Genomic DNA, 11,449 nt, shown 5'->3' with positions numbered 1-11,449 from the left:
CCCCAGAAACCGCGTTTCCCCAGGTCAGAACGGCTCTGCGTGGGTTCGCTGTGTGGGGCGGGTGGGACTCGAACCCATTCAAGTGACGCCTCTCACCTGCAACGATGCCGAAGGACCGGACATAGCCGCCCGTTTCCATCCCGCTGAGTCCCCCTCGATCCCCCTCGGATGGGCACCGGTTAGGCGTTCGCCACACCACCTTTCACAGCGTCTTCCTTGACATCGGGCGGGCTCAAGCAGCTCCTTCACTCGTGCCGCTGAGGCGCCGAGTCCCCGGGAGCCCTCCAGCCCTCGCAACCCAAGGGCTTGCCGCATCAGTCACGTTCCGTAGTGGATTCGACCCATTCTGCAGCTGCGGCTACCCGGGTCCGGGAGACGGCGCTGGCGGCTGCGGGTCGCGATGCCTGGGCATCGGTCGCCGACCGATGCCGCCGTAGGGCAATGTGAACGGACAGTAGGTTCCCCGCTGTGTGGGGGTGATGATCTCCTGTTCCGAGCAGGCTGGCGGGGGTGTTCAGGGTTCGCTCGCGCTGAACCCCCGCGGGGGCATGGGCGGACAGTCAGGCGGCGGGCACTCCCAGTTATCCCCGCCACCCGCCCTAAGCCGCGCTCAAGGACCAGGTCGCCGAAGCGACCCGGCAGGGCCAGTTCAGGCCGGATGGGCAACGCACCATCAATGCTGCCACGCGATGCCGCCGTCACCTCCCTCCGCGAAGGGCGGCCGGTCGACGCCACCGACCTGCCCCGTGTGATCGCCGCCTCTTCGAGGCGTTCCAGGGCCTCAGCGCCCGGTTCGTGGAAAGTGACGACGCCGTCTGTCCACCGAACGCCGCTGCAGCCCGCCCCGGCACCGCTACAGCTGATGTGCCGCACCAACGACCCCCAGATCCTTTGTTCCACGACGGACGCCCTGACGACCGCCCTGCGCCATGCCCATGCCGGTAGACCGGGCCGAGTGGTGCTGCCCGGGGTGGATCACCTGCTGCACGAAGTCGAGCACCCGGACACGATCGCGCCGTCCGTTCTCGCCGGCCTGCGCCGGTTCGCACGACACTGACACCGGCCGAACACGCCCCCGGCCCACCAGCGACGCCGAGTCCGCCGTCGGTTGTCACCGCTCGACCAGGGGCGAAGGTTCGGGGCGTGTTCGCTCCAGCCGGCCAGCCGGGATCAGGTCTCCCGTTCGAGGCCCTGGACAGCGCGCGTTGGTTGTGGCATCGACGGCGGGGGTGTGGGCGGCCAGCGCCCGTGGCTAAGGGCTGAGGGAGCACGACAGCACCCACCGGCAGCGCAACGCCCATGCTCACTACGCGGGCGGTGGGACTCGTCGGACTGGGTTGCCCCGCCCACGTGCCCGCAGTGCTTCGTGGGCCGAGCGGGCGGGAAGGTGGCACGGATGTGCCCGAGTCTGTGTGACCGGTGTGTGAAGGCGCGTGCTTGCGTCTCGCGGTCTCGGTGGTTCCAATTCTGGGGGGATGTGATCGAGGCCACTCTGAGGATGGGCCGTTCTGGGCCGTTCTGGGCGGTTTGGGTGTGTATCCCTAGTCAATTTGTAGTAGACGAAGTGCGTTTAGTGATCATAGTGTTCCTCCCTGCCTCTCGTTTGTGGAGGCTGTGTTCGTGCTCTGGGGAGGAGCGGGGGATGGTTGGGCACATACGCCTGCCTGGATTTCGTGCGGTGACCACTGTGGGTCTGTCTGCGGTGCTGGCGTTCGGCGTGCTGCCGGGATCTGCGTCGGGGTCGCCTCCGACGGGGAATGCCGTGGTGTCAGGAGACGCCTACGACCCGGCCGGTGAGCCGGAATCCGCGGAGGCGGTGGCGTTGGCCGAGGCACGCGCCTCGGATGAGCCGGTGGAAGTGCTCACGCAGCGTGGCGAGACGCGCGAGGTGTTCGCTTTGCCGGACGGGTCGCTGGAGGCCCGGGAGTACGTCGTCCCGGTCTGGACCCGGGTCTCTGGTGAATGGGCCCCGGTCGACCTGGAGTTGGTCGAAAGGGCAGACGGAGCGGTCGGACCGAAGGCGTCCACGGTGGAGCTGGAATTCTCGGCGGGCGGTGACGGCCCGCTGGTGACGCTCGCACGACACGGCAGGGAGATGTCCCGCACGTGGCCCGGCGCGCTGCCCACACCGGTGCTGGACGGCCCTGTGGCGACCTATCCCGAGGTACTGACGGGCGTTGACCTCAGGATGGAGGCCACGCCGGACGGGTTCACTTCGCTTGTGGTGGTCAAGTCGGCCGAGGCGGCGCAGGATCCCGCTCTGGACGAGGTCCGGTTCGGCCTGGAGCTGGAGGGTCTGGACCTGGCTGTTTCGGAGGCAGGTGGTCTGACGGCGACAGACGCGGGCTCGGGCGCGTTGGTGTTCGAAGCCCCCGCGCCTCTGATGTGGGATTCCAGCACGCCGCCCGGGGCGGCCGAGGGCCCGCAGGTCCGCGCCGTGGGTCCGGGTTCCGAGCGGGGCGAGGTCGGCGCCGGCGAGTCCGGGCGACTGGCGGTGATGGAGGTGGCGGTCTCCAGTGACGCGGATGAGCTGACGCTCACTCCCGACCCGGAGGTGCTGAGGGGCGAGGGGACGGAGTACCCGGTCTTCATCGATCCGCAGGACCATGCCCCGCGTGCCGCTGCTTGGACGATGGTCTCGCGGCACTGGGCCAGTAGCCCGCAGTGGAAGTTCAACGGTCAGAACGATGAGGGGTTGGGGTACTGCGTCGGTTGGGCTCGGTGCAACCCGAACGAGGTCAAGCGGCTCTTCTATCAGATCGACACCTCCCGGTTCGCCGGAACGCGCGTTCTCAAAGCCGAGTTCACGGTGCCGAATACGCACTCGGCGCAGTGTGTCAACCGGCCGGTGGAGCTGTGGCGCACGAAGTCGATCAACGCCAACACCACCTGGAACACGCAGCAGGCCTCGGGGTTCTGGATCGAGCGTCTCCGCACAGAGTCCTTCCACTACGGCGGCGACCCGAGCATGGGCTGCAGGCCCGCGCGGGACGCCGAGTTCGACGTGCGGGCAGCAGTACAGAGGGCGGCCGACAGCAGGACCAGCTCGATGACGTTCGGGCTGCGGGCGAGCAATGAGACCAGTAACCTGCACTGGAAGAGGTTCGGGAAGAACGCGCATCTGCGTGTGACGTACAACCGTGCGCCGCACCAGATCAAGATGTCGCAGTTGACGATGGAGTACGGCGGCGCCTGCAAGGCGTCGGGGGCCGCGCCGTATGTGCGGACGCTGGGCCAGATACACGCCAACAACGTCACTGACCCCGACGGTGACAGCGTCCGCGTCCAGTTTCGGGTTCGGACGGGTTCGGACGTGGTGTGGACCTCCTCGCTGAGCACCGCCAAGCGCTCCGGTTCCAGCTTCGCCGTGCGGCTGCCGTCGAACCTGCCCCAGAACACACGGCTGAACTGGCAGGCCCGATCGTACGACGGCTCCGACTACAGTCCCTGGACGGCGTCAGGCAGTTCGGCATCGTGTTTCTTCTTCTATGACCGGTCGGTGCCAGCTGCTCCGTCGGTATCGTCGAATCGGTTCCCCGAGTCGGACCCAGCCGCGGTGGACGACCCGTGGTTCGAAGGCGCGGGCCACTACGGGGCGTTCACGCTGACGGCTGCGGACAGCGACGTAACCCGGTATTGGTACGGAGTCAATGGCGATCCCACCGCCGCGAACCAGCTCACGACCAGCAACGGTGCGGCACGGGTGGTTCAGGTGCTGCCGCAGCAGCCTGGGCTGCACTTCGTCACGGCGCAGGCATTCGATCAGGCGGGCAACGCTTCCGAGATCCAGACCTATCAGTTCCGGGTCTCGGCGGGTCAGGCACCGCGGATGAGCTGGGCACTGGACGAGCCCGAGGGCTCCTCCACCGTGCAGAGCGACGATTCTCTCCACACCGGGGAGCTGGAAGGCGGCAGTGCGCTGGGCTCCAGCGGCGTCGTGGGCAACGGCTTGGAGCTGGACGGCACAGGGAACGTCTCGGTGAGCGGCCATGTGACGGACACCAGCCGTCCGTTCACCGTGTCGGCATGGGCGCGGCTGGATGAGAAGACTGCGGATTCCTCGGTGGTCGTCGAGCAGGTCGGCCGCAACCACCCCGGCTTCGTGCTCTACTACTCCGGCCACTTCGATCAGTGGGCGTTCATGCAGTACCGGGGTGACGACCCCTCCGACGGCCGGGGCCGAGTGCTTGCGGACGCTCCGGTGCGGACCGGGGAGTGGACCCATCTGCTGGGCAGCTATGACGGCCAGCGTCTGCGGCTCTTCGTCGACGGGACGCTGGCCGGCACCACGGCGCACGCGGACGCCTGGAGTGCTCAGACGGCGCTGGAGATCGGTGCCGCCCGCCGGGCGGGTGATGTCAGGGACCGCTTCCACGGCGGTATCGACGAGGTCCAGCTCTTCGACTATGCCATGACCAGCGAGACTCCTCTGGTCAGCAGCTTGTTCGGCAAGCAGCTCGTCGACCAGGCGCCCGGACGGCCCGCGGTTGCCGTCTTCTCCTTCGACGAGGCCGCCGACGCCCGCCAGACCGTGGGCCGGTCGCAGCCGCTGCCTGTGGCTCTGCACGGAGGAGCCCAGACGGGAGCGGCGGGAGTCACCGCTACCGGAATGGCGCTCAACGGTGTGGACTCCTATGGCGCGGCGAGTGCCGGCACGGTCGACACCTCACAGAGCTTTGCCGTATCCGCCTGGGCCAGGTTGGACAAGTCCCGGGCGGACACGGCCGGAATCATCGCCACCCAAGTGGCGAGCGAACGGCCCGGGTTCGAGCTCTACTACTCCAGAACGCAGGACCGCTGGGCGTTCAACCAGTACAGCTCCAACGCTGTGGGCGCCACCCCGGTTCGCGCCGCGCAGCCGTCCGGAACCCACGCCCGGGACGGTGAGTGGGAGCATCTGGTCGGCGTGCATGACGCGCAGCGGCGCATGCTGTCGCTGTATGTCAATGGTCTTCTGGTCAGCGAGACCGCGATCACCGAGCCCTGGCATGCCAGCGGGCGGCTGCAACTCGGCGCCGGTCAGTACAGCGGCGAGCTCCGGTCGTTCTTCGCCGGGGAGATCGACGATGTGCGGGTCCACAACCGGATGGTCACCCCCCACGAGGTGACGCAGATGTTCCACCAGTCGCCCGTGCTCAAGGCTCGCTGGATGTTCGAGCAGGGGACCACATTCACCCCGGACGCGTCTCCCAGCGCCAACCACCTGGTATTCGGCGGCGGCGCGGGAATCGGTGCCGGAGTGGTGGACCAAGGGGCGCTGCAGCTCGACGGTGCCGCCGGCTACGCGGCCACTGGCAGGCTCCCTGCGGACACATCCGCGAGCTTCACAGTCGCGGGTTGGGCGCAGGCGGTCGGGGCACCGGGCCAAGAGGTGAGTCTCGTCAGCGCACCAAGGAGCCGGCAGAGTGCGTTCTCGTTGCGGTTCGTGCCACACCCTGAGGAGGAGGGGTGGGGGAGCTGGCGGGTAGCGGTGCCGCAGACGGACAGCAACGGCGCTGTCGAAGTCCATGTGGACAACCAGCTCTTCTGGGACGTACGGGAGTGGAACCACCTGGCGCTGGTCTATGACGGGTTCACCAAGCGTGTGGAGCTGTATGTGAACGGTCAGCTCCAGGAGGTCGTCTGTGGCGAGGACGCCGACTCCGCGTGCGCACCCGGGGCCTCATGGGCGGAGAACGTCCTGACGTTCGAGGCCACGCACTCACTGCAGGTCGGACGGACCTGGAAGGACGGCGCGTGGGAGGCCTACTGGCCTGGAGCCGTAGATGATCTCTGGTTCTTCCAGGGCGCTTTGACCGCGCTCCAGGTCAGGAGGCTGGCAGAGGGGCAGTCGGGCATGCCCACGGAGAGCCCGGCGGGTTGAGCAGGCCCGGGTGTGCTCACAGCCGCGGCCGTGAGCACACCCGCATCGGATTCGTCAGTAACTTCATCGACGGCGTCTGTCGCGGTCGGCTTCTTTCAGGGGATGGTGTCCGGGCATGGCTGGCATGGGCGCACGGCGTAGAGACCAGTGGATACGAAACGCCCGACGGCGTTGCGCCGTGGGGTTGTCGGCAGTGATGGTGGCGACCCTGCTGCAGGCCATGACGGTCGATCGCGCGGCGGCGGAAGGCGGTCGCCCGGATCTGCCGGATGCGGAGGAGGCAGTCGAGGGGCGGTCGGCCCAGCCGGTTGCACCGCGCGGACCGGACCATCTGCCGCCGAAGCCGCCCGGCGAGCCCGAGGTCGAGATGCCCGGACCCGGGCGGGCCAAAGTCAGCGTGAATGCCGACGAGTTCACCGCAGTGGACGGCATTCCGGTGAGCGTGGCGGCTGACCGGCGGGTAACCGCGGACGTCGAGATCCTGGGAGAGAAGGCCGCCGAGATGGTCGGGGCCGCCGGCCCGGTCGTGGTCCTGTCCACAGCCGTGTCGGGAGTGTGGGGGCAGGAGCGGTTCGGCGTCGCAGTGCCGCCGGCCGGTGAAGAGCCGGTAGTCGAGGTTGATGTTCGCCTGGACTACAGGGAGTTCGCCGAGGCATTCGGCGGCGGGTTTGGTTCACGGCTGACCCTGGTTGAACTGCCGGAGTGCGCGGCCACCACGCCGGAACTGGCTGACTGCCAGGAGCGGAAGCCGGTCGACGCCCTCAACGACGTCGAGGAGCGCACGCTGACGGCCCACGCTGTGGCACTCGACGGCAGTGCGGCTGTGCTGGCGGTCGTGTCGTCGGAGGAGGGTGAGCAGGGGGACTACAAGGCGACCGACCTCGCAGCGTCCGCGACGTGGGACACGAGCCTGAACACGGGCGACTTCACCTGGTCGCATCCGCTCCCCACACCGGAGGTGCCGGGGGGCCTGGCGCCGGAACTGGAGTTGTCCTATTCCTCCGGTTCGATCGACGGCCGTACCGGCGGGACGAACAACCAGAGCTCGTGGGTCGGTGACGGTTTTGACCTGTGGCCGGGTTACATCGAGCGGAAGTACAAGGAGTGCGGCTATGACGAGGTGGAGAACGCCGACGGGCACAACATCGGTGATCTGTGCTGGGACTACGACAATGCCTTCATCTCCTTCAACGGTGGCGCCGGCGAACTGGTCCCGGCCGGCGCGAACCGATGGAAGCTGAAGAACGATGACGGGACCGTCGTCGAGCGGCTGACCGACTCGGCCCGTGCCAATGGCGACAACGACAACGAGTACTGGCGGGTCACCGTCCCGGGCGGGACACAGTACTACTTCGGTTACCATCGCCTGCCGGGTTGGTCGACCGGGAGAGCTGTCACCAACTCCGCTTGGACCGTCCCGGTGTTCGGCAACGACGCAGGTGATCCGTGCTACCGGGCACAGATCAAGGACGCCTGGTGCCAGCAGGCGTGGCGTTGGAACCTGGACTACGTGGTGGACACGCGCGGCAACGCGCTGACGTACTACTACGACCGGGAGCAGAACTCCTACAGCCGGTTCCTCGACACTGACAACAACACCCGCTATACGCGCGGTGGTTCGCTGAACCGAATCGAGTACGGCCTCACCAAGGACACTGTCTACGGAGGCGCGCCGCTGGCGAAGGTGCAGTTCACGAACAGCGAACGGTGCCTGGAAGGCAACGGGGCGGACTGCTCGGACATCACCACCAACCCGTTCTCCTGGTACGACACCCCATGGGACCTGAACTGCAACGCAGGGGCCGAGTGCGACCGGGGGCGCTACTCACCGACGTTCTGGACCACGAAGCGGCTGACCGGCGTCACCACCCAGGTGCGGGTCGGTACCGGCTACCAGAACGTGGATTCCTGGAAGCTCGCCCACCACTGGGGCACGGCCGATGTCGACTATCAGCTGCTGCTCTCCAGCGTGCAGCACACAGGTCACGCCGCCACGCCGGCCGTCACACTGCCGAGGACCACTTTTGGCTATACCCAGTTGGCGAACCGGATGGATCGCACGGGGGACGGCTACGCGCCGTTCGTGAAGGCGCGATTGTCGTCGGTTGCGGACGAGGTCGGTGGGCAGATCGACGTGGGGTACTCGGCCCCGGCCTGCAACGCCTCGAACCTGCCGACTCCGCAGTCGAACACCACGCGCTGCTTTCCGCAGTACCTCGGTGGCGGGCCGGACCATGACCCCGAGCTTCACTGGTTCAACAAGTACGTGGTGGAGTCGGTCACGGCGACCGACCGCACGGGCGGTTCGCCCGACCAGGTCACCCGGTACCAGTACCTTGGCGGCGCGGCCTGGCACTACGACGACGACTCGGGCCTCGTCCCGGACGAGGAGAAGACCTGGTCGCAGTGGCGCGGTTACGGCCAGGTCCGGGTCCGATCCGGAGGGCAGTCCGCGATGCTCTCACAGTCCGACCACTACTTCCTGCGCGGTATGCACGGTGACCGCGCGCGCCCGTCCGGCGGCACCAAAACCGTGAACGTCGCGCTAGGGGCGGGCGAGGGCGAACCGATCACCGACCACCGGGCGCACGCCGGGTTCCCGTACAAGACCGTCACCTTCTCCGGTGACGGTGGCCAAGTCCTGGAGAAGTCGGTCTCCCGGCCGTGGCGTCACCAGACCGCGGAGCGGGTCCGGGACTGGGGGACGGTCAGCGCCCAGTTCACCGGCACCGCGCACAGCAAGTCCTGGACCTCGCTGGACGACGGCGCAGGCGCGCAGTGGCGCACCACCGAGGAGTTCAATACCTATGACACCGTCGCAGGGCGGCTCACCCAGGTCGATGACCGTGGCGACACCGCTACCAGCGCCGATGACCGCTGTGCCCGCGTCACGTACGCAAGCACCGAGCTGGCCTTGCTCGGCCTGCCTTCCCGCTCGGAGACGGTCGGGGTGCGCTGCTCGGCGACCCCGGACCGGTCGAAGGACGTGCTGTCGGACACCCTGTATGCCTACGACGGGAGGGCCTACGGCCAGGAGCCGACGTTCGGAGACATAACCGCGACCGCGGTCCTGAAGTCGCACAACGGCACCACGGGCACGTACCTGGAGTCCGGTGCCACCTATGACGCGTTCGGCCGAGTGACCTCCACCACCGACCTGACCGCGGACGTCACGGCCACCAACACCGGGACTCCGATCCGCACCCCGCGTTCGGACGGCCGCACGTCCACCACCGCGTACGCCCCAGCGACGGGCTTTCCCAACACCATCACCGAGACCACGCCGCCGGCTACCGCGGGCAATGACGCGACTCGGCAGACGACCGTTACCACGCTGAGCGGCCCGCGCAGGCTGCCAACCCGGCTCAGGGACACCAACGGCAAAGAGACCAACCTGACGTACGACGCGCTGGGACGCTCCACCAAGGTGTGGCTGCCCGACCGTCGTACCGGTCTGGTGCCGAGCCACGAATTCACCTACCGGATCGTCGAGGGCCAGCCGGTGTCGGTGGGTGCCAAGACGATCGGCAATGACGATCGCCAGGACACCGCGTACACCCTCTACGACGGGTTCCTGCGCGAGCGCCAGACCCAGGAGCCGGGACCGGACGGCGGGCGGCTGCTGACCGATGTCTTCTACGACGAACGCGGGCTGCCCGCCAAGACCTTCGCCCCGTACTTCACCGGTGGGTTGCCGGCGCAGGCGATCTTCCGGCCCGCCGACGAGTCGGTTGTCGAGTCGCAGACCCGGACCACTTTCGACGGCCTCGGCCGGGAGGCCGAGACTCGCCTGGTGGCGGGCGATGGCGACGGCGGCCGCGTCCTGTCGGTCACCCAGACCATCCACGGAGGCGACCGGGTCACGGTGATCCCCCCGGTGGGCGGAACGGCGACCACGAAGATCAACGATGCCCGGGGGCAGCTGACTGAGCTGCGTGAACTTCATCAGCGCAGCGCGGGTGCGGCGTTCGACGCTACCCGGTACCAGTACACCGCGCGTGGTGAGCTCTCCACGGTGACCGACCCGGCCGGCAACCAGTGGTCCTACGTATACGACCAGCTCGGCCGACAGATCTCGTCCACCGACCCCGACGCCGGGACGTCCACCACGCACTACGACGACCGCGGCCAGAAGACCTCCACCACCAACGCCCGTGGCGTCACGCTCGCCTATGTCCAGGACGGCCTGGGCCGCCAGACCGAGCTGCGCGAGGGCGGCCCCGACGGTGAGCTGCGCGCCCAATGGGTGTACGACACGCTCACCGGTGCCCGCGGGTACCTGGCCAAGTCGACCCGCTGGGAAAACGGAAACCCTTATGTCTCCGAGGTCCTGCAGTACGACAGGCTCTACCGCCCCACGAGCACACAAGTGGTGATCCCGGCATCGGAAGGAGCCCTGGCCGGCACCTACGAGTCCGGCACCTCGTACGACTCCTCCGGCATGGTCCGTTCGATCGGCCTCCCCGCCGCGGGCAGCCTCCCAGGAGACAGCTTCGCCTTCACCTATGAGGACCGCACCCTGCGGCTGCTTTCCAGCGCAGGTGGACAAGGCGTCCGGATGGACGCGACCTACAGCCTCACCGGTAAGCCGCGCGAGTACGAGCTGTCCGCCAATGGCGGGAAGACGCTTTGGGTAACCAACACCTACGAGTGGGGCACCCAGCGCCTGAAGACGGCGCGGGTGGACCGCCTCGACCAGCCTGTCGGGGACCGGCATGAGACCTACGCCTATGACCAGGTCGGCAACGTCCTGTCCATCGCGGAGGTATCGAGCAGCGGCACGGACATCCAGTGCTTCGCCTATGACCATGTGCGGCGGCTGACGGAGGGCTGGACCCAGGGCGCCGGCCAGTGCGCGGCTTCCGGGGCCGCGGCGACGGTCGGTGGGCCGGCGCCCTACCACCACGCCTACACCTACGACAAGGTGGGCAACCGCCTGACCGAGACGCTGCACGAGCAGGGCATCGAGAGGGAGTACACGTACTCAGAGAGCCAGCCGCACGCCGTGACCGAGGTCATCCAGGACGCCCCCGGGGTGCGGTCGCTGGAGGAGTACGGATACGACGCCACGGGCAACACCGTCTCCCGCCAGCTCGGCGGCGAAACTCAGACGCTGAGCTGGAATCCCGAGGGACGCGTCGCGGAGGTCGAGAACGCCGACGGCACGGGGGCCGAGTACCTTTACACCGCCGACGGGATCCGGCTGATCGGCCGTACGTCGATGGAGACCACGCTCTACCTCGGCCACACCGAGGTCACGGTGACCGCGGGGTCGAGCACGCCGAAGGCCATCCGGTACGTCGACATCGGGGGCGGCCATCAGGCCGTCATCGACAACGACGGCAACACGGTCTTCACGCTCGCTGATCACCATGCCACCGGCCAGATCGCAGTGGACGCCGCCACCCAGGCGGTCACGCGGCGCCGCACCCTGCCATTCGGCGGGATCAGGGGGGCCTCGCCGGGCGCTGAGTGGCCCGGCACTCGCACCTTCGTCGGCGGCACCACAGACGCCACCACCGGTCTGTACAACATCGGCGCGAGAGAGTACGACCCGGCCCTCGGCCGATTCATCTCGCTCGACCC

Annotated in this window: 3 protein-coding genes; all 3 read left to right on the top strand. The window is 68.1% G+C overall.

The genetic code is table 11. The features are described 5' to 3' along the window. Positions 1–676 precede the first annotated feature (676 nt). The gene (locus E0D90_RS17970) at positions 677–1,057 is read left to right on the top strand and encodes a hypothetical protein (protein WP_174856218.1); all 381 of its coding nucleotides are present in this window, start codon (positions 677–679) and stop codon (positions 1,055–1,057) included. A 621-nt stretch (positions 1,058–1,678) separates the two neighbouring features. Then, positions 1,679–5,863, top strand: a complete 4,185-nt coding sequence (locus tag E0D90_RS17965; RefSeq protein WP_227870297.1) for a LamG-like jellyroll fold domain-containing protein — start codon at positions 1,679–1,681, stop codon at positions 5,861–5,863. A 196-nt stretch (positions 5,864–6,059) separates the two neighbouring features. Next, on the top strand, positions 6,060–11,449 hold a 5,390-nt coding region (locus tag E0D90_RS17960), incomplete at its 3' end, for an RHS repeat domain-containing protein (RefSeq protein WP_227870296.1).

This window comes from Streptomyces otsuchiensis, from assembly GCF_004305975.1.
GTDB classification, from domain to species: domain Bacteria; phylum Actinomycetota; class Actinomycetes; order Streptomycetales; family Streptomycetaceae; genus Streptomyces; species Streptomyces otsuchiensis.
This window is presented reverse-complemented; position numbering and strand designations above follow the sequence as displayed.

Excerpts from the sequence above, each read along its gene's own strand:
- E0D90_RS17970 (WP_174856218.1), top strand. The coding sequence starts at position 677 with ATGCTGCCACGCGATGCCGCCGTCACCTCCCTCCGCGAAGGGCGGCCG.